This window comes from Rhizobium sp. ARZ01 (assembly GCF_014851675.1).
Taxonomy (GTDB): domain Bacteria; phylum Pseudomonadota; class Alphaproteobacteria; order Rhizobiales; family Rhizobiaceae; genus Mycoplana.
This window is the reverse complement of sequence record NZ_JACVAE010000001.1, coordinates 584,719-604,503: the sequence shown is the minus strand read 5'-3', so window position 1 is coordinate 604,503 and position 19,785 is coordinate 584,719. Positions and strand designations below refer to the sequence as shown.

The 19,785-nt window shown below is 61.6% G+C and carries 20 protein-coding genes and 1 pseudogene; 6 read left to right on the top strand and 15 right to left on the bottom strand.

The features are described from left to right. The first annotated feature begins 141 nt into the window (after nt 1-141). The 6 genes from IB238_RS02835 to IB238_RS02810 all read left to right on the top strand — a co-directional run bounded on the left by IB238_RS02835 (nt 142) and on the right by IB238_RS02810 (nt 5,671). Nucleotides 142-1,431 carry an Hsp70 family protein gene (locus IB238_RS02835; protein WP_192243373.1) on the top strand — a complete coding sequence of 430 codons (1,290 nt, stop codon included), beginning with the start codon at nt 142-144 and terminating at the stop codon, nt 1,429-1,431. A 184-nt stretch (nt 1,432-1,615) separates the two neighbouring features. Then, nucleotides 1,616-2,404: an SDR family oxidoreductase gene (locus IB238_RS02830; protein ID WP_192243371.1), complete on the top strand. Its 789-nt coding sequence runs from the start codon at nt 1,616-1,618 to the stop codon at nt 2,402-2,404. A gap of 99 nt (nt 2,405-2,503) precedes the next feature. Then, a complete protein-coding gene (locus IB238_RS02825; RefSeq protein WP_192243369.1) occupies nt 2,504-3,388 on the top strand; it encodes a uracil-DNA glycosylase in 885 nt (294 codons plus the stop codon). Between the two features lie 205 nt (nt 3,389-3,593). Further along, nucleotides 3,594-3,770: a hypothetical protein gene (locus tag IB238_RS02820; RefSeq protein WP_192243367.1), complete on the top strand. Its 177-nt coding sequence runs from the start codon at nt 3,594-3,596 to the stop codon at nt 3,768-3,770. A gap of 67 nt (nt 3,771-3,837) precedes the next feature. Continuing rightward, a complete protein-coding gene (locus tag IB238_RS02815) occupies nt 3,838-3,981 on the top strand; it encodes a hypothetical protein (RefSeq protein ID WP_192243365.1) in 144 nt (47 codons plus the stop codon). A gap of 403 nt (nt 3,982-4,384) precedes the next feature. Beyond that, nucleotides 4,385-5,671 carry an MFS transporter gene (locus tag IB238_RS02810; RefSeq protein ID WP_192243363.1) on the top strand — a complete coding sequence of 429 codons (1,287 nt, stop codon included), beginning with the start codon at nt 4,385-4,387 and terminating at the stop codon, nt 5,669-5,671. A 60-nt stretch (nt 5,672-5,731) separates the two neighbouring features. Here IB238_RS02810 and IB238_RS02805 read toward each other — a convergent pair. From IB238_RS02805 to IB238_RS02740, 15 genes and pseudogenes are all read right to left on the bottom strand, one after another. Then, nucleotides 5,732-6,447, bottom strand: a protein-coding gene (locus IB238_RS02805; RefSeq protein ID WP_192247308.1) for an IS5 family transposase whose coding sequence is annotated in 2 segments (ribosomal slippage) — nt 5,732-6,279 and nt 6,279-6,447 — 717 coding nt in all. Because the reading frame shifts where the segments join, the coding sequence is not laid out codon by codon here. A gap of 214 nt (nt 6,448-6,661) precedes the next feature. Next, on the bottom strand, nt 6,662-7,438 hold the full coding sequence (locus IB238_RS02800; RefSeq protein ID WP_192243361.1) for an FCD domain-containing protein: 777 nt from the start codon (nt 7,436-7,438) through the stop codon (nt 6,662-6,664). Further along, nucleotides 7,435-8,934 carry a M81 family metallopeptidase gene (locus IB238_RS02795; RefSeq protein ID WP_192243359.1) on the bottom strand — a complete coding sequence of 500 codons (1,500 nt, stop codon included), beginning with the start codon at nt 8,932-8,934 and terminating at the stop codon, nt 7,435-7,437. Before IB238_RS02795 ends, IB238_RS02800 begins: the two co-directional genes overlap by 4 nt. 15 nt (nt 8,935-8,949) lie before the next feature. Beyond that, a complete protein-coding gene (locus IB238_RS02790) occupies nt 8,950-10,206 on the bottom strand; it encodes a Zn-dependent hydrolase (protein WP_192243357.1) in 1,257 nt (418 codons plus the stop codon). A 96-nt stretch (nt 10,207-10,302) separates the two neighbouring features. Continuing rightward, nucleotides 10,303-11,010 (bottom strand): ABC transporter ATP-binding protein, encoded by a 708-nt coding sequence (locus IB238_RS02785; RefSeq protein WP_192243355.1) that lies wholly within the window; start codon nt 11,008-11,010, stop codon nt 10,303-10,305. Next, nucleotides 11,007-11,804: an ABC transporter ATP-binding protein gene (locus tag IB238_RS02780; RefSeq protein ID WP_192243353.1), complete on the bottom strand. Its 798-nt coding sequence runs from the start codon at nt 11,802-11,804 to the stop codon at nt 11,007-11,009. Before IB238_RS02780 ends, IB238_RS02785 begins: the two co-directional genes overlap by 4 nt. Further along, on the bottom strand, nt 11,801-12,787 hold the full coding sequence (locus tag IB238_RS02775; protein ID WP_192243351.1) for a branched-chain amino acid ABC transporter permease: 987 nt from the start codon (nt 12,785-12,787) through the stop codon (nt 11,801-11,803). The genes IB238_RS02780 and IB238_RS02775 overlap by 4 nt, the downstream gene beginning before the upstream one ends. Before the next feature lie 2 nt (nt 12,788-12,789). Continuing rightward, nucleotides 12,790-13,644 carry a branched-chain amino acid ABC transporter permease gene (locus IB238_RS02770; RefSeq protein WP_192243349.1) on the bottom strand — a complete coding sequence of 285 codons (855 nt, stop codon included), beginning with the start codon at nt 13,642-13,644 and terminating at the stop codon, nt 12,790-12,792. Between the two features lie 162 nt (nt 13,645-13,806). Next, nucleotides 13,807-15,015, bottom strand: coding sequence for an ABC transporter substrate-binding protein (locus IB238_RS02765; RefSeq protein WP_192243347.1), 1,209 nt, complete (start codon nt 15,013-15,015; stop codon nt 13,807-13,809). A gap of 630 nt (nt 15,016-15,645) precedes the next feature. After that, a pseudogene (locus IB238_RS24430) lies at nt 15,646-15,802 on the bottom strand (DDE-type integrase/transposase/recombinase); the annotation flags it as partial. A gap of 113 nt (nt 15,803-15,915) precedes the next feature. Beyond that, a complete protein-coding gene (locus IB238_RS02760; protein WP_192243345.1) occupies nt 15,916-16,359 on the bottom strand; it encodes a carbon monoxide dehydrogenase subunit G in 444 nt (147 codons plus the stop codon). Nucleotides 16,360-16,442: 83 nt separating this feature from the next. Continuing rightward, nucleotides 16,443-17,147 (bottom strand): ABC transporter ATP-binding protein, encoded by a 705-nt coding sequence (locus IB238_RS02755; RefSeq protein WP_192247306.1) that lies wholly within the window; start codon nt 17,145-17,147, stop codon nt 16,443-16,445. Continuing rightward, a complete protein-coding gene (locus tag IB238_RS02750; protein ID WP_192243343.1) occupies nt 17,140-17,895 on the bottom strand; it encodes an ABC transporter ATP-binding protein in 756 nt (251 codons plus the stop codon). Before IB238_RS02750 ends, IB238_RS02755 begins: the two co-directional genes overlap by 8 nt. Then, on the bottom strand, nt 17,892-18,887 hold the full coding sequence (locus IB238_RS02745) for a branched-chain amino acid ABC transporter permease (RefSeq protein WP_192243341.1): 996 nt from the start codon (nt 18,885-18,887) through the stop codon (nt 17,892-17,894). The genes IB238_RS02750 and IB238_RS02745 overlap by 4 nt, the downstream gene beginning before the upstream one ends. Before the next feature lie 12 nt (nt 18,888-18,899). Further along, nucleotides 18,900-19,775, bottom strand: a complete 876-nt coding sequence (locus IB238_RS02740; RefSeq protein ID WP_192243340.1) for a branched-chain amino acid ABC transporter permease — start codon at nt 19,773-19,775, stop codon at nt 18,900-18,902. Nucleotides 19,776-19,785: the final 10 nt, after the last annotated feature.

The following is a 19,785-nucleotide window of genomic DNA, read 5'->3' as shown; positions in this document are numbered from 1 at the left end:
ACAGTCATTAATCGGATTTGCGCATAAGATCATGCACGGACGGCGATCAAATCGGCCTGACACTGCCGATCCGCCTTGCTTTTGCCTGCCCGTCATGGGAGGAGGCGCGCCCTTCCGCCTCTCCACCGCATCGGATAGTCCATGACCACCGCCTTCGGCCTCGATTTCGGCACCACCAATTCCGTCCTGGCGACCGCCTGCGGCACAGCGACGCACTCGGTGCGTCTCGACACGCCCGCAGGCGAAACCGATACGCTGCGGACGGCCCTCTCCTTCATGAAAATGAGTGCGCACGCGCTCACATTCGAGGCGGGCCAGGCCGCGATCGCCCAGTTCATCGACAACCCCGGCGAATGCCGCTTCCTCCAGTCGATCAAGACCTTTGCCGCCTCACCGCTGTTCCAGGGTACGCTGATCTTCGCCAAGCGCTACCAGTTCGAAGATATCATGCATGCCTTTCTGTCACGGCTTCGCGACTACGCGGGCGCCGCCTTCGACGGCCAGGCCGGACGCGTCGTCGTCGGGCGCCCGGTGCGTTTTGCCGGCAGCAACCCGGACGAGGCGCTGGCAACCGAGCGGTACAATGCGGCGCTGACCCGCTTCGGCTTTCCCGAGATCCACCACGTCTACGAACCGGTCGCCGCCGCATTCTATTTCGCCCGCAACCTCGACCGCGACGCGACCGTTCTCGTCGCCGATTTCGGCGGCGGCACCACCGACTATTCGCTGATCCGCTTCGAAAGCCATGCCGGGCGGCTCACGGCAACCCCGCTCGGCCATTCCGGTGTCGGCGTCGCCGGCGACAATTTCGACTTCCGCATCATCGACAACATCGTCTCGCCTGTTATCGGCAAGGGCACGCTGTTCAAGAGCTTCGACAAGCTGCTCGAAGTACCCTCCGGCTACTATGCGAATTTCGGACGCTGGAACCAGTTGTCGATCTTCAAGACGCTCCGCGACTTCACCGAGCTGAAGAAGCTGGTGCGGGTCAGCCTCGAGCCGGAAAAGCTCGAAGCCTTCGTTGATCTGATCGAGCATGACGAGGGCTATCCGCTCTACCAGGCGGTGTCCGCGACGAAAATGCGCCTCTCCGCCGCCGAAGAGACGGAATTCTCCTTCGCCCCGCTTGGCGACAAGGCGACGCGGATCGTCCGTCGATCGGACTTCGAGCAATGGATCACCCCCGAACTGGAGCGGATCGAGGAAGCGCTCGACGACGTACTCGCCAAGACCAACACCGAAAGCGCCGACATCGACAAGGTGTTCCTCACCGGCGGCACCTCGTTCGTCCCCGCCGTGCGGCGGCTTTTCGAGAACCGCTTCGCTCGCGACCGGATCGAAAGCGGCGGCGAACTGCTATCGATCGCCCACGGCCTGGCGCTGATCGGCGAGCGCGATGATATCGCTGACTGGACCGCCAAGCTCCCTTGATTTTAATGCGGTAGAATCCGCTGATATAACACATTGAAATGCTGTTATATTTCAACCGATGACCGTTTCCTGTCCGGTGAATTTATAACACATTGAAATGCTGTTATATTTCAACCGATGACCGTTTCCTGTCCGGTGAATTGTGCGCTAAGGTCAACGCAATTCGACAATAGGGAGAGCAGTCATGGATCTCGGCATCAAAGGAAAGCGGGCGCTGGTTCTGGCCTCATCGCGCGGGCTTGGACGCGGTATTGCCGTCGCGCTTGCACGCGAGGGCGCCGACGTCCTGATGTGCGGACGCAACGCCGACGAGCTTGCGGCAAATTGTGCGGTAATCAATGCGGAGGGTCTCGGGCGCGCATCTTTTGCCGTAGCGGATCTTTTCGAAGCTGATATCGTCGATACGCTCGAGACCGCGGTTTCCAAGACTTTCGGCGGGCTCGATATCCTCGTCAACAATTCCGGCGGGCCGACGCCGGGGTCCAGCGAGGACATGACGGCCGACAAGCTGGAGACCTACTTCAACGCGATGGTGCTGCGGCTCATCACGCTGACCAACCGGTTCGTGCCGCAGATGAAGGAGCAGCAGTGGGGCCGCATCCTGACGGTCGCCTCCTCTGGCGTGATCGAGCCAATTCCTGGGCTGGCGCTTTCCAACACGCTGCGCCCGGCCCTTGCCGGCTGGTCCAAGACGCTGGCGAATGAAGTCGCGCAATACGGCGTCACGGCCAACATGCTCCTGCCGGGCAGCATTTTTACCGATCGCCTGAAGAGCCTCGATGCGGCAGCGGCCGAGCGCAGTGGCAAGTCGGTCGAGGAGGTGAAGGCAGAGTCGGAGCAGGCGATCCCGGCACGCCGTTACGGGACTGTCGAGGAGTTCGCCGCCACGGCCGCCTTCCTCTGCAGCCAGCCGGCGAGCTACGTCACCGGAAGCATCATTCGTTGCGACGGCGGCGCGGCGCGTTCGGTCTAGTACCGGGCAGTTCGTTTTCCTCACGCGTCGGCATCACAAGTGGTGGGCGCCGAGCGGCCAAGGCTTCCGCCGGCGAGGCCATTCCTGTATGGCTACGGGATGATCTCCGCCTCCGACCTCAACGCCGCCGAACTGGCCGCCCTGCTCGCGTTTCACGCAGACGCGGGCGTGGAGTGGCTGCTGGAGGAAGAGGCGATCGACCGGATCGCGGAATTCGAGGCCATGCGCGCCGCACACGCTGCGCGACAACGTGAAGGCAACGCCGCGACCCAATCCGATAGCGGAGCAGCCAGGGGAGCCGGCGACACGGCCCGCCGAGCTTCGCGGGAACCGGCGCCCGTCGCCCCGGCTGTCGCCATACCGGACAGCCAGGCCGTCGCCGAAGCCGCTTTTGTCGCAAGCAGTGCCCGCTCGCTTGTCGAACTGAAGACAGCGATGGAAGCCTTCACCGGCTGCAACCTGAAGAACAGCGCTCGCGGTTTGGTCTTTGCCGAGGGTAATCCGCAGCCCGACGTCATGGTGATCGGGCCGATGCCGAATGCCGACGATGACCGCGAGGGACTGCCCTTCTGCGGGCGGCAAGGTGCAATGCTGGACCGTATGCTCGGCGGCATCGGCCTTGATCGCACCGACGTGCTTCTGACCAATATCATCCCCTGGCGCCCGCCGGGCAACCGGGTTCCGTCGGGACCGGAAAGCGACATATGTCGGCCCTTCATAGAGCGGCAGATCGAGCTGGCCGAGCCGACTCACCTTTTGATTCTCGGCAATTTCGCCGCGCGATTCTTTTTCGGCGGCACGCAGACCATCCACCAGCTGCGCGGCGAATGGCGGGAAATCGTCATTGCCGGACGAAATATCCCGGCATTTGCCACGCTGCACCCGCAGGATCTGGCCGCCGCGCCGATCAGCAAGCGCCTTGCCTGGCAGGACCTGCTTGCATTCCGTGCAGGTCTCGCGCCATCGGGCGCTCAACCCGCCTGACAAAAACTTCCGATATTTCAGCTTCTTAACTTGCGACCCGTTCGAGCAGCACAAGGCTGAATCGCTTGATTGGCGTGGATTATGAACGAAATATTACTGAAGCCATGAAAATTGCGCATATCAGCCGGGCACAATGTCGCATTGCAATAGTTATGCTGCACTGCGATATTACACACAGGGAGGACAGATTAAGGGATATTGAATCATGACCGCCCGCCTTCGCCCCATCCATTCGAGCTTTGAGACGCTGCGCTATGCCGGCTTCCGTCCGGCGAATGGTTTTGGCGGCCTGCGCTTTCCGGCTACTGAGCAGCTGACCGCTTCCGGTTACGCCCGCATCAATCGCCCGGCCAACATCTTCGCCGAGTTCGTCCAGCGCTAAACCGCGAATTCCGCAAGGACGCCCCACCGGGCGTGCCCCTGCGTCGACACTGGATCGGAGTTTCGCCATGACAAGATTGCGCAAAATCATCTCGGACCTGCAGGACATTCGCACAGCGGTGAACGCCGCACGCGAATACAACGTACTCGCCTCGCTGCCGCGGGATGCGGCCCAGCGGCGCGACCCGCTCAAGGCTTTCATGCCGAACTGAGCCTGCCGCAACGACGATGACCAATGCACTCAGGGGGCGCTTCGGCGCCCCTTTTCTGTTTGTTGACAAGGCCTTGCTCCGACCTTTCTTCTTCGAGAATGCTGAACTGTTTCGTCATGCCGGACTTGATCCGGCATCCAGCCTGCTCAAGTCCTTGAGCACAAAAAGACTCTTCGCACCGCAGACGCGGCGCGGCTGGACCCCGGATCAAGTCCGGGGTGACGGAAGGAGGGAACGCAGCGCGAGGACAACCAGCTCGCCAGCATTCTAAGCGGCGCTTCGGCGCCCCTTTGCTTTGCGTCATCAATTGTCGCAATGGACAGCGTTACAGGGCTTGTTTAACAGCCACACTCACCCTGTTCGCTCCAGCCATCCCGGCGTGCGCCCCTTCCTGCGGAATTCCATGCTGAAGAGCCTCGTACCCTTCCTGAGCCTGCTGTTGTCCACGCTCTTGATGATGGTGGCGTTCGGGCTGCAGAGCTATGTCATTCCGGTGCGTTCGGTGGCGGAGGGCTGGTCGACGCAGACGATCACCTGGATCGCCACCGGCTATACGCTCGGCTTCACAGTCTCGTGCATCGTCACGCCGAAATTCGTCCTCGCCGTCGGCCATGTTCGCGTCTTCGTCGCTCTGGTCACACTCCTTTCGATCGCGATCCTTCTCTGCTCGCTGCTGGTGGACTGGCGGGCCTGGATGCTGTTTCGGACCATCTCCGGCTTTGCCATCTCAGGCAGCTACCTCATCATCGAGAGCTGGCTGAACGAGCGCGTGACGAACGACAATCGCGCCTCGGTCTTCTCGCTCTACGTGATGACCACCATGGTCGGCAGCGTCGGCGGCCAATACCTGGTGCCGCTTGGCGACCCGACCAACACGTCGCTCTTCATCCTTTGTGCCATTATCTTCTCCGTCTCGTTGCTTCCGACGGCTTTGACATCCTCGCCGCTGCCGGCACCTCCGACGCAGGCGCGCTTCAACGTCCTGAAGCTCTACAGGCGTTCTCCGGTCGCCGTGGTCGGTGCCTTCCTGGCGGGAGCGCTTTCCGGCGGCTGGCTGAACCTCGGTGGCGTCTTTACACAGCGGATCGGCCTGACGACCGCCCAGGGCGCGACCCTGCTTGCAGCCGTTCTCGTCGGCAGCACGCTGTCGCAGATCCCGATCGGGCGCGCCTCCGATCGGGTGGACCGGCGACTGGTAATGGTTGTCTGCGGCGTCGTCGGGGTCGTCGCCTGCCTCGGGATGATGGCGGTGCAGGGCAGCTCACCGACTGTGCTGTACATCATGGCGGCTGCTTTCGGTTCGGTGATCTTTCCGATCTATGCGCTGAACGTGGCGCACGCGAACGATCTCGCCCAGCCCGACGAATATGTCGAGGTTTCGTCCGGCATGATGATCGTCTACGGCATGGGCACGATCTCCGGCCCGTTGATGGTCGGACCGGTGATGGACCGTTTCGGGCCGAGCTCTCTGTTTGCCGTCTTTACCTTGTATTTCGCACTCTACGGCGGATACGCCGCCTGGCGGATGACGCGCCGCGATGCGGCAACCGGGCTGGTGGCAAAGACCGATTTTCGCGCGATGTCGGTTCAGCCACTCGGGGCGGAAGCCGCCGCAGCCGTTTCGCCTGCCGATGGGAGCAGAGAAGCCATCGTCGCGGACACCACCACGCCGCAGTGGTCCAAGACGTAGGCAGAGCTCGGAGGCGCCCATAAGGGCATAGGCCGGCCGCCTGCTAGGCTCAGGACTCATTTAGTAAAGCCGGAAGATGACAGCGGCTGCGATGCCAATGGCCGAGAAAAAGGTGTGAGCACATCGGTCGTAACGCATCGCACTGCGCCACCAGTCCTTGAGCTTGGCGAACAGGTTTTCGACCTTGTGGCGCCGACGGTAGAGGACCTTGTCGTAGGCGAAGGGCATCTTGCGGCTCTGCGATGACTGGATGCATGGCTTGACGCCCCTGGCCTCGAGTTCCTCGCGAAACCAGGTGCTGTCGTATCCGCGATCGGCGATCAGGTGATCGGCGGGAGGCAAGGCGTCGGCACGAGACGTGCGCCCTTGTGGTCGCTCATCTGACCTGCTGACAGAAGCGATCGGCCGTCCGTCTCCGTCGCATACGGTGTGGAGTTTTGAGTTCAGCCCGCTTGGTTCGCCCGATACGACGGGGAACATCCCCTTTTTAAGCAGGCTCGCCGCCGTACGGTGGGCTTTCAGATGCGTCGCGTCGACCATGATGCGCTGCGGCGCCGGCCCCTCGCCGGCGAGCCCAGCGAAGATGCGGTCGAACACACCCAGCCGATCCAGCGGATGAAGCAGTTGTCGAGCGCCTTGTGCGGACCGTAGCCCGACGGCGCATCCTTCCACTGAAGGCCGTTGCGGATCACGTAGACGATCCCGCTCACTACCCATCGGTCGTCGACCCGCGCAACACCATGCGAAAGCGGGAAATGCGGCGATATCCGCGCCATCTGGCCCTCGCTTAGCAAAAACAAATCACCCCTCACGGCCTCCTTCTCGGAAGCCGAGCACAGCACGGTGAGGAAGAGTTGCCCAGCAATGCGGTATTGCTTGCCTTCGACAACGTGTATGCCGAACACTACTCCCTCGCCCTCCCCGAACACTTCGAGCGAGGGCTGGAAAAGAAACTACCAAGCGATGCCACCAAGCTCGGCCTCTCGACCCTCACATTCGGCTCAACAGATCGGATTGAAAAGAAGCATCCAGTCGCCGCATGAATTTTTCGGCGCAGCACATGTGCTCTTCCATGATATGGGCAACGGCATTTCGATCTTGCGCCTTCAATGCCAGCAACAGCGCCTGATGGCTTTCAACATTGTGGTCGCCGAATTTTTCGTGCTCCTTCAGGCTCTCCGTGCGGTAGTTCACTAGGTCGCGCAAGAGGCTATTGAGGAAGCGGCACATGAACACCAGGAGCGCATTGTCGCTCACTTCGCATAATATGTCGTGGAACTCGGTTTCAGCCGACCGGCCGATTGGCCGGTTGCGGGTCCGGTTGGCCTCGATGCAGATGTCGATGTTCTCCTGCAGACGCCGGTAGTGCTCGTCCGTCAGCTTGCCCACGACATTCAGCGCGAGGGTGACTTCCAGCGTCTTGCGCAGTTCGTAGACGTCCTTGAAGTCGATCGTCTGGAAATGCAGATATTGCCTGAGTTGCTGCATGACGACTTCCAGCGATGCGGGCTGGATCTCCGGTCCGCCGTTAGGGCCGGACTGCATGGCGATCAGGCCTTCGACCTCGAGTGCCTTGAGCGCTTCACGAATGGTTCCCTTGGAGCAGCCGTAACGTTCCATCAGGGCGCGCTCGTGCGGTAGGCGGTCGCCGGGCACCATTTTGTCGCGGGCTATCCAGCGGCGAAGATCCTCAGCCACCTGATCGGACAGCTTGATCCGTTTGACTTTCGTTTGCGCCCTCGCGATGGGCTCGGAAGAGTGGCTCATTGTCGCCCTTGTGGTTGCCAGACCACGTCCGCATCCAGCGGATAAATCGGCCTGGCAAGTTTTTGAAATGAAAAGAGATCGTAGTTCGAGCTTGTTACGCCGCTGCTGGCACATTCTATAACCACTTTGGCGCGTGGTTCAAATACCGGCCGGCAATACATGCGCGACTTGAGGATCAGGTAACGCGAATCGAGAGGAGCGATGTCGGCGCAGTGGAATACACCCAGATCCCATGGCTCGTGCGGCTGCTCAGTGACGAGAATCGTGGCTTGCGAGGTCTTGAGAACGGCGGCGCGTCCCATGTGGCACAATTGCCCGGTATAGATCGGTCCAGAAACGATATACTCGCCCGCGCTCAGCGCGTGAACGATCCCTTCGAGTTGCAGCGGCGCACGGGGCGGTACAAAACCCTCGGCCGGCGTCTTGTTGCCGAGGGCGACGGCAATGTGCGCGCCCGTTCCCGCCTGCGTCAGTTGCTCGACAACCTGCGGATCGCAGAACGGCCCGGCAATGATGCCCTCCAGCCCGGCCTCGAGGGCTGCTTCCAGAACATCCATGTTGTCGCAGGTGCCGCCGGACATGCAGTTGTCGCCATGATCGAGTAGCAGCACCGGACCGGAGCCCGGCTTGCCGCCGGCCTCTAACGCCGCCGCAATGGATCGGGCAAGCGGAGCCTCATCATAAATGAAATCCGCGCGCCGTTGCCATGCGGCCAGCGCGATGTCGCTGGCAACAGCCTGGGCGGTCGGTTCATTCGCGGCAACCACGACGATCGACATGCCGGTTTCCGCGAGATCGGCGATAGCAAAGCCGCCAAACACCGTTACGGCTAAAACATCGTCGCGCTTCTCGGCTTCGCGCGCCAGATTGACGATGTCGGTCATCGCGCAATCTTCATTGGTGTTCATCTTCAGCGTATGCGCCAGCATCGGCGGGTGACACCAGGCCTGCTTTGGCTGGAGATTCCGGTGAAGGACCTGGTCGATGATGTCAGTCACGTGACGACCGGTGTCATACATGTCGATGTGCGGATAGGTCTTGAAGCCGACAATGCAGTCGCAGTTGGCGACCATGCGTTCGGTGATGTTGCCGTGCAGATCGAGCGCAACGCCGAGCGGTATGCCGGGGGCGGCCTTTCGCACGCGTTCCAGCAATTCGCCTTCGCCGTCGTCATGGCTTCGGGTCACCATCGCGCCATGCAAGTCGAGCAGGATCGCATCGCATCCAGAGGCGACGGCATTGACGATGGCTGCTGCCATCGCTTCGAATGCCGCGTCATCGACCGGGCCGCTCGGATTGGCCGTAGCGGCCAACGGCGTGCTCAGCTCCGCCCCTATGCGTTCCGCGTAGTCGTGGAACGCACCGAGCGCCGTGTTCGAGCCTTTGCCGAAGGCGCGCGCATCCTCGCCCCACTTGGGGGCGAAGGATTCGAGCGTCGTCGGCACGGGTGAGAAGGTGTTGGTTTCGTGGTTCAGGCGGGCAACAACGATACGCATTTCCATATTCCGATTTCAGGCCGCTTTGCGGACGTCCGCGTGGCGGCGGTCATATTCCAGCACTGCGTCCAGCAAAACCTGGACGCCCGCGGCGCATTCATGCGATGCGGTCGCTTCCGCCTCATTGTGGCTAAGGCCGCCTTCGCTGGGCACGAAGATCATTGTCGTCGGCACCAGGCGCGCGACATGCACCGCGTCGTGGCCCGCTCCGGAAATGATATCGCGCGCGGTGAGCCCGGCCTTGTCGGCGGCATAACGCACCGCATCGATGCATTGCGCGTCAAAGGCGACGGCATCGGTTTTGGCGATCCGCTTCACCTCCGCTTCCAGGCCGATGGTCGCGGCCGCCTCGGCGATGCAGGCTTCGACCTCACGTTCCATCTGGTCGAGCGCGGCATCTTCCGGGTGACGCAGGTCGATAGTGAAACGCGCCTGCCCCGGAATGACATTGTTGGAATTCGGCGCGACTTCGATGAAGCCGACCGTGCCGACGGCCGAGGGCGCGAAACCATGAGCGACCCGGTCGACCCCCTCGATCACTCTGGCCGCCCCCAGCAACGCGTTGTTTCGCATCGACATCGGGGTTGAACCCGTATGGGCGGCGCGGCCCGTCAGCGTCACCTCATACCAGCGCATCCCCTGCACGCCCTGCACTACGCCGATAGTCTTGTTTTCCGCCTCGAGGATCGGCCCCTGCTCGATATGCAGTTCGAACATCGCGCCGAAGGGCACATCGCCGGCTTTCACGTCGCCGCGATAGCCGATGGCTTCCAGTGCAGTGCCGAACGCCTCGCCTTCGACATCCGTGCGCCCGTCGGCATAGTCGCGGCTGTAGACGCCGGCGTAAACGCCTGAGCCGAGCATTGCCGGGGAAAAGCGCGAGCCCTCCTCGTTGGTCCAGTTTACCAGCATCAAGGGCGCATCGGTCGTATAGCCGGCGGCATGCAGGGTGCGGAGCACTTCCAGCCCCCCAAGCACACCCAGAATCCCGTCAAACTTACCGCCGGTCGGCTGCGTGTCGAGATGGCTGCCCATGGCGATCGGCAAGAGATCCGGATTTTGCCCCTGGCGCAGGGCGAACATGTTGCCCACCTCGTCGACCGTCACCGACATGCCCAGGGCCTCGCATTGTGCCGTGAACCAGTCACGGACCTGTTTGTCGTGGTGGCTCAGGGTCAGGCGCGCGACGCCACCATTGGGCAAGCCGCCCATGGCGGCCGTTTCCATCAACGTGTCCCAGAGGCGCGCTTCATTGATGATCAGGTTGGACATGAGTGCTCCATATTTCCACGCTGGGCAGCCGGGGCGACGCGTTGCGCGTCCCCTCGGTCCACTGTGTGGTCCACTTACTGTTTGGGTGGGTACGCGCTAGTTCGCCTTGACGCCCAGGTATCGGTCGCGCGCATCCTCGTCGGCTATGAATTGAGCGCCGGTGCCGTGATAGGCGATCCTGCCCAGTTCAAGGATGTAATGCCGGTCGGCCAGGGCCGTGCAAACGGCGAGGTTCTGTTCGACCAGCAGGATCGGCACGCCCGCCGCCCGGATCTTCTTGATCTGGTCGACGATCTCCTCGACGATGACGGGAGCCAGTCCTTCGACCGGCTCGTCCAGCATCAGCAGCTTCGGACCGTTGAGCAATGTGCGGGCGATGGACAGCATCTGCTGTTCACCGCCGGACAACTGGCCGCCGCCGTTGCGCCGGCGTTCCTCCAGCCGCGGGAAAATGCCGTATATGTCCTTCAGCGACCAAGGAGACGATTTGCGCTGCGCGATGCGCAGGTTCTCCTCGACAGTCAGCAGGCCGAAAATCCCGCGATCTTCCGGCACCAGCGACAGGCCGTTCTGGGCAATGCGGTAGGCCGGCCAGCCGGTGGTCTCCTTGCCCGACATCCAGACCTTGCCGCGCTTCGGCGTCAACAGTCCGGATATGCTCTTCAGCGTCGAGGATTTTCCGGCGCCGTTGCGCCCGAGAAGCGTGACGATCTCGCCGTCGCGCACCTCCAGCGAAACGCCCTGAATGATATGGCTCTTGCCGTAGTAGCTGTGGATGTCTTCCACCTGGAGAGCGGCACTCATGCGATATCTCCCGTAATCATGTTGCCGAGATAGGCGCGCTTGACCTCCGGATCCTCACGCACCATCGCCGGTGGCCCTTCGACGAGCTTTCGCCCGGCGCGCATCACCGTCACCGTGTCGCTGATGTTCATGACGATGCCCATGTTGTGCTCGATGAACAGAACCGTGTGGTCGCGGCCGAGATCGCGGATGAGGGTCTTCATGTCCTCGATATCGTCGATGCCCATGCCCGAGGTCGGCTCATCCATCAGGATGACGCGCGGCTTCGACGCCATCGCCATCCCCACCTCCAGGCGTCGCTGCTGGCCGTGCGAAAGCTCGCCCGCGGCGCGACCGGCGACCTGGGTGAGCCCCAGCCGCTGCATCATCTCGTCCGCGATGGCGAGGGCCTCGCGATTGCTTTCGGCGCTCCGCCACGGTGCCAGCGCCTGCCAGGGCGTTTTGCCCTGCGCGGCGAGCCGCAGGTTTTCCTTTACCGCAAGGTTCGGAAACAGGCTCGTCACCTGAAACGAGCGGGCAATGCCAAGCCGAACGCGGTCGTCGGCCGAGGTGTCGGTGATATCCTGTCCGTGCAGGTTGATCGTGCCTGTCGTGGCGCGAACCCGCCCGGTAAGGGCGTGGAAAAGCGTTGTCTTGCCGGCGCCATTGGGCCCGATGATCGAATGGACGCTGTTCTTCGCAATCTTGAGATCGACATCGGCAAGCGCCACGAACTTGCCGTAGCTGATCCCCAGCCCCTTGGTTGCCAGCGCGATTTCACTGTTGTTCTCGTGGCGATCGAGAGGCTGACTCATAGCACCCCTCCTTCGTGTTTCGCCGGTGCAGCGGCGGGTGTTGAACGGGATGAGGCAAGGAGGCCGACGAGCTTCTCGAGGAGACCCCACAGTCCCTTCTGCATGAACAGCGCCACGACGATCAGGCTCAGGCCAAGCAGCAGCAGCCAACGCGGCCAGACGGTGGACAGCAGGTCTGCGAGGACAAGATAGGTGCCCGCCCCCAGAACCGAGGCGAACAGGCTGGTGCTGCCGCCAATGATCGTCATGATGAGGATGATCTCGCTGTTGTGATAGTCGATGCTCGTCAGCGGCGCGACGCCGATCAGCATCGCATGCAGCGACCCGGCGAATGCCGTCACGGCTCCCGAGATGGCGAATGCGGTGATCTTGAACGCCCGCACCGGAAAGCCGACAGCGGTCGCCCGTTCCTCGTTTTCGCGGATGGCGATCAGCGTGCGGCCGAACGTCGATTGCGTCGTGCGCAGCAGCAACGCAAAGACCGCCAGGAAGCAGACCGAGACGAACACATAGTAGGCCCAGGGCTGGTTCAGGTCATAGGCGCCGATTGCCGGCCGCGGAACGTCGAGCAGTCCGTTGTCGCCGCCGGTCAGTCCGCTGAACGTATAGGCGAGGAAGAAGAACAGCTGCGAAAACGCCAGGGTCAGCATCACGAAATACACGCCTTGGCGACGGATCGACAGCCAGCCCACACCCGCGGCAATGATCGCGCCGAGCGCCACCGAAAGCGGCAACATGACCACGACGGGGATCTGCGTCTTGGTCAGCAGGATGCCGGCGACGTAGCTGCCGACGCCGAAGAAGATGCCCTGACCAAAAGACAATAGGCCGGTATAGCCGAGAAGCAGGTTGCAGGCGGAGACAGCCAGGGCGAAAATGAGGATTTCGCTGGCGAGAATGCCGGAGCGCAGGAACAGGGGCAGCAGCACGACCGTCAGCGCGGCCAGGGCGAACTGGAAAATCGGATTGTTCAGGTTTTTCATGCTCAAGCCCTCCCGAACAGGCCGCGTGGCATCGAAACGATGACCAGCGCCATGCCGAGATAAATGATCAGACGGGCGCCTTCCGGCCAGATCGTCGCCATCAGGCTTTGCAGCACGCCGACGAGAATGCCGGCCACCAGCGCGCCGATGTAGCTGCCCATGCCGCCGATGACGACGACCACGAAGGCGATGCCGAGCGCTTCGACGCCCATGAATGGCTCGACGCCGCGGATCGGCGCGACAAGCGCGCCGGCCAGCCCGGCGAGGCCCGCGCCCAGCGCGAACACGGCGGTATTGATGCGCAGGGTGTTGTAGCCGAGCAACGACATGTTTTCGGACGATTCCGAACCGGCACGGACGATTGCCCCGAGCCGGGTACCTTCCAGGACCCACCAAAGCAACGCGGCGAGAATGGCGGTGAAGACGATGACGAATATCCGGTACTGTGGATAGATGAAGTCGCCGAGGATGAACACGCCGCTGAGGGCTGCCGGCGCTGCAACGCTGCCGCCAAGCGGACCCCAGAGGATGATGACCAGCTCCTGGATCATCAGCGCGAGGCCGACAGTCACCAGGATGTGGAACGTGTGCGGCAACTTGTAGATGCGACGCAACAGCACCGCCTCGGTCAATGCCGCGAGCGCGGCGACAATTACCGTTGCCACGGGCATCGCGACCCAGAAGCTGAAGCCGCGTTCCACCATGTCGTAAGCGAGATAGGCCCCGAGCAGGTAGAACGCGCCATGAGCGAAGTTCACGAACTGAAGCAAGCCGAAAATAATGCTCAAGCCCACGGCAAGCAGAAAATAGAGCATGCCGAGCCCGATGCCGTTAAGCACCTGAAATAGATACGTCACCGCTGTTCTCCTGAAAACGGAAAGCGAAAAGGCAAGGCGGATGAAGGGGAAACAGAGAAGCTCGAGCAGCTCGCGCTCTCTGTTTCGACTCCCTCACTCGATCTCAGTTGAGATTTCGGGTCAGCGCACAACCGTTGGACCGCTACGCCCTACCCTTTGGGATCAACCCATTTTGCAACCGGCAGCTTCCGGCGTCAGGAACGACTTGCCAGCGCTAATCACTTCAGCGTAGTCGCCCTTGTCGGTCATCGCGGCCTTGGCTTTGCCCTTGAGGAGATAGTAGTCCTTGATCACCTGATGATCGCCGGCGCGGATTTCTTCCTCGCCGGTCAGGCCGGCGTATTTCTGTCCGCGCAGCACTTCCGCGACCGCAGGACCCTCGACGCTGCCCGCCTTGATGGCGGCCTCGACCAGGAGCTTCGTCAGGAGATAGGAGCCCGCGAGGGAATAGTTCGGCAGGATGCCGAATCGCTCTTGCGTCTTGGCGACGAGCTGCTTGTTGAGCGGTGCGTCGACGCCGTGCCAGTACTGCGCGCCGAAATAGACGCCTTCGCAGAGATCGGCGCCGAGCGCATCGAACTGCTCCAGGCCGGAAGCCCAGGCAATCACGATCTTCATGCGCTCCTTGAGGCCGAAACTGATCGCCTGGCGCAGCGTATCGGACGACTGCGAACCGAAATTGAGGATCAAAAGCGCATCCGGCTTGGCGGAAACGGCGTTGGTCAGATAGCCGCTGAATTCCTTCTCGGTCAGCGAATGATAGCTGTTGCCGACATGCTCGACGCCCTTTTCCGCGAACACGTTCTTGGCCGCGTTCAACAGGCCGTCGCCGAACACATATTGCGGGGTGATCGTGTACCAGCGCTTGACGTCCGGCATCTGCTCGATGATCGGGCGCACCGTCTGCTCGATGGCGCCGAACGTTGGAACGCTCCAGCGGAACGTACCCTTGTTGCAATCGGCCCCGGTGATTTCATCCGCCCCGGCCGTGGTGATGAGAACGCCATTGCCCTTGGCGGCTTCCTTGCCCATGGCAAGGGATTCGGAAGACAGAATGCCGCCGGCAAACAGCTTCACGCCGTCCTGCCCGAGCGCGTCCTGCACCTTGCGCACGGCAGTGGCCGGCTTTCCTTCGGTATCCATGTCGATGGTGGTGATCTCGCGGCCGTGTGCCGCCGCCATTTCCTCGGCAGCCAGGATGGCGCCCATCGAGGCAAATTTCCCGTTGGCGGCGAAAGCGCCGGAAATCGGCACCGGAATACCAACCTTGATCGCGTCCCCCGCGGCTAGCGCGCGCGTGATTACGCCAGGCATCGCCAGCGCCGAGCCGGCCAATGCAGAATAGGTCAAAAATTTACGACGATTAATCATGTGCTTTTTCCTCCTCAACCACGTCCTCTATCGTGATCATGCATACTATACGCATAGATTTTTTGTGCTGTCTACCGCGGCACGCTCGTCACGAGCACTCCTCGAGACCTGTTGAATTCACAGCGAAAATCGATAGTCGAAACGATCCGATCGAAGAGCTACGGACTCACCGACATGCCAAGTACGGCAGCGTGAACGGCGTTCAGGCAAAGCGGATAAAAAACTGGAGGCGAAGAATGCCTTGATTCGGCGCGCTGTTTTCTGAGAAAACCCTGGATAAGATGATCCTTGGCGAGTCTGCCAAATGAAACCCCTGAGCTCCGCTCGTCGCCGCGCCATTCCAGGAATGAATACTGCGGCGGCACGAACCGCCACGGGTGAATGTTGTCGCCCGACTACGAACATTTTCGAAGCGGCAGGTGAGAATATCGCTTGCACGCGTCAGAAAATGATCGACGCAGCTGCTCTCCTCATGCTCAACCGGCTCGCATGTCCCAGACACCCTCTTAGCCGTCCGTCTGGATCCTCTACGTCGCGGTCCCTGTCGGACTGCAACGGCAGCGTCCGTATCCTCGTTGCGTGCCGCCTCCTGCATCCGCTCATAGGCGCTGCGCACCCGGCGCCAGGGTCGTCGACTTGGGTCTGGACGATTTCATCGAGAACATCGCCGCTCTGATCGACGGCGCGCCACAACTAGTGCTTTCCGGCCGGCGCTGGGAATCGTCGCCTCGTCAAGATGCCAGATATCTCCTCGCGAAGACCTCGTCCGACGCAGGTGCTTTGCGTAGTGGACAGAATTGCGGCCCTATCGCCCTGCGCGCAGCCTCGGCCCCATCGCGCCCGCCGCATCCCCCTTGACCGCGGGCAGGGGCCCGTATCAGCAGGGCGCTCGGCGCACGCTCACAACTCTACGATGCCGTTGGAAAACGTATCGAAGAACTGATCGGCAAGCTTGCGGGAGGTTGCCTGGATCAGTCGGCCACCGAGCGCGGCAAGCTTGCCGCCGATCTCCGCGTTGGCTTTATAGGTAAGAACAGTGGCCGCGCCCGCCTCTTCGAGGTTGACTACGCAGTCGCCCTTGGCAAATCCGGCAATGCCACCATTTCCCTTGCCGACGATCCGGCAGCGGACAGGGGCATCAATATCAACGATCTCGACGGTCGCCGCAAAGGTTGCCGATACGGGGCCGATCTTCAGCTGCACCTTCGCGTCGAAGCTGGTCTCGCCGGTTTGCGTCAGTTCTTTGCAACCGGGTATGCACACGCGAAGGACTTCCGGGTCGAACAGTCTTTCCCAGATCTGCGCGCGAGGTGAATCCAGGTGATATTCGCCAGCAATTTCCATAGCTTCCTCCCGCCCGTTACGGTGATATCCCGCGGGCTTGCAAACGTTTCATGTCGTTTTGAGACCGGAGCGAAACGCACCGGCTAGACCGCGCAGTATCGCTCCTGAATGTCCTTGTCGGCCAAAAGCGTTGCTGCGTCACTCCGATAGACGACCTCTCCTTGGTCAACGATCACCGCACGATCCGCGAGGTTCAGCGCCCATTCGACGTTCTGCTCCACCAGCAACAGGGTCGTTCCCTGTTCGCGCAACCGGCGGAACAACGCACCCATCTCCTCGACGAGAACGGGCATGATGCCTTCCGAGGGTTCATCGAGCAGGATCATCTTCGGCCGTGCGATCATCGCACGCGCAATCGCCAGCATCTGCTGTTCACCACCAGACATCGTTACGCCCTCCTGGTTGAGGCGTTCCTGCAGGCGGGGGAAACTTTGCGCGATCTCCTCGATCGCCCTCGCCTCGTCGATCCCCTTGCGATCGGCGACGAGGCCGAGCTGGAGATTCTCCAGAACGGTGAGACCGCGAACGATGCGACGTTCCTCCGGTACATAGGCGAGCCCCATCGCATAGCGCTGGTGCGCCTTCATCTCCTCGATGTTCTTTCCGTCAAACCGCATCGTGCCGGTTGTACGCGGCATCAATCCCATGATCGACCGTATGATGCTCGTCTTACCGGCACCGTTGCGCCCGACAAGCGCGACGATCTCGCCCTGCTCGACCGAAAACGAGATGTTGTGGAGTACATGGCTCGCGCCATACCAGCCGTTGAGGCCGTCCAGTTCAAGCATAGCCATCGTTCTGTCCCAGGTACACGCGGCGAACTTCGGCGTTCGCCTGGATTTCCTTCGGTGTTCCGTCGGCCAATAGCTGGCCGTGATGCAACACGAGCACACGGTCGCTGAGACCCAGGATCATCTTCATCTTGTGCTCGACGAGAAGGATTGTCCGCTCAGCGGCGAGCTTCTCGATCAGCGTCACCATCTCTCGGGTTTCTTCCGGCCCCATACCAGCCGTCGGCTCATCGAGGAGGAGAAGCGCCGGCTCGGCAACCAGCGATATCGCGATCTCCAGTGCCCTCTGCTGCCCATGCGCAAGAAACTTGGCGAGCGTGTCGGACTTGGCAGAAAGGCCGACGGACACGAGCGTCCGCTGCGCCTTCTCCTCGACGTCGTGGAGTGTGCCGCGATCGGTCCAGACGTTGAAGCGCGACCGGAACGCCTGCGCCGCAACACGAACGTTCTCCAGAACGGAAAGGTTCGGGAAGATGTTGGTGATCTGGTAGGAACGCGCAATGCCGCGATGGACATAGTCATGCTGGGCAACGCCAGCCATGTCGGTTCCCCGGAACTTGAGCGTTCCAGTCGACGGCTTCAGGGCACCGGAGAGAATGTTGAAGAAGGTACTCTTGCCGGCACCGTTCGGACCGATGATCGCGGTGATCTGTCCTTCGCGGAAGTCGGCCGTTATGCCCTTCAGCGCCACCAAGCCACCGAACTGTTTGCCGACATCTGTCACGCTCATGATCGGTGTGGTCATCGGCCTGCCCTCCAGGAGACGACGGTTCCCCAGATGCCTTTCGGCAGATAGAGGACGAAGAGGATAAAGATGATGCCGACAATGATCTGCCAATGGGAGGTCCAAAGGGAAAAGACGTCTTCCATGGACAGGAAGGCCAGAGCACCGACGAAAGGCCCGAAGAAGCTTCCGGCGCCACCGAGCAGCGTCATCATCACGATCAGACCAGAGGTGTGATAGTGCAGCGAATCGAGCGGCACGATCGACAGGTGCATGGCCGACAACGTACCGGCGAGACCGCAAAGCAGTCCGGATAGGACAAAGGAGAGAAGCTTTGCCCGCTCGACGTTGTAGCCGCAGGCGCGAGCGCGGGTCTCGTTCTCGCGGATCGCCTCGATCACGGCGCCGAAGGGGGAATTCAGCACACGTGACACGAACCAAAGTGCCAGCGCCACGACGACCATGATTGCATAGTACTTGGTGATCGGATTGAGGAAATCGACCGAGAGCCCCCCAAAGTTCAGGGTGCTGACGGTAAAGCCGCGCAAACCGTTTTCTCCACCGGTCCAGGAGGATGCCTGCAACGCGGTGTAGTAGACGAGCTGCGAAAGAGCGAGCGTTACCATCGAGAAATAGATCCCCCGGGTCCGGATCGCCAACGCGCCCATCACGACGGCAAGAACGCCCGCGGCAAGAACGCCCGTCAACATCGCGACGAACCAATGCATACCGAACGCGCCGATGGCGATGCCCGTAACGTAGGCTCCGACGCCGAAGAAGGCGGCATGACCAAAAGAGAGAAGCCCGGTATAGCCGAAGAGCAGGTTATAACCGACGGCCACGAGGCCATAGATGAGCACGTTAACCGCCAGCGCCTGCGACGGCAGGATCCAGGGTAGGATGCATAACGCCAGGATGGAAAGCGGCACGCGCCAGCGAGCAAAGTTCGAGGTCTGTGTCGAGGGACGCGCGGTCCCATCGGATGCGGGTATGGTGTTTTGTGCGACGGTCATGTCGATTTCTCCTCAAAGGCCGGGCGCGGCGCGGCCGTAGAGGCCATTCGGCTTGACGAGCAGGACCAGTGCCATCAGCGCGAACATCACGATGGTCGCCATTTCCGGTGCGAAGAGTGACGTCATGCTGACGGCAACCCCGACGACGAGGCCCGCAACGACGGCGCCTGCAAGCGATCCCATTCCCCCGATGACCGTCACCACGAAGGCTTCGGCCAGCACGAGCGATCCCATTTCCGGGCTGACGTTGCGCATCGGCGCGGCAAGCACACCGCCTAGTGCGGTGATACCGACGCCGATGCCGAAAACGATCAGCCACAACCTGCCGATATCGACGCCCAGCACACGCATGATCAATGGATCGGCGGAACCCGCGCGCACGATCAGGCCGAATTTCGTCTTCTCGAGACCGAGCCAGAGCAGCAATAGAACGAGCACGACGACGCCAACGACGAAGAGGCGATAGACCGGGAAAAAGCCGATGCCGAGATCCACGACGCCGCGAAGCTGGGCGGGCGTCGAGAACGGGATTCCGTCCGTGCCGAAGAAGATGCGCACGGCCTCCACCAGCACGTAGCCGAGCCCGAAGGTCAGCAGCAGTGGATCGTCGGGTGAACGGCCATAGAGCGGGCGGATGAGGAAGCGCTCGATGAGCATGCCGAAAGCGCCAATCAGAATGGGCGCGATCAAGAGCCCCCACCAGAAGCTCCCCGACAGACCAGCCACATAGAGCCCGGCATAGGCCCCCACCATGAAGAGGGCGCCGTGCGCGAAGTTCACGATACCCAGCATGCCGAAGATGATCGAGAGCCCCAGCGCAACCATGATAAGGATCGCGCCGAGGGCAAGCCCCGAAAACAGCTGCATGGCGATCAGTTCGACTGTCATGTCCTCATCC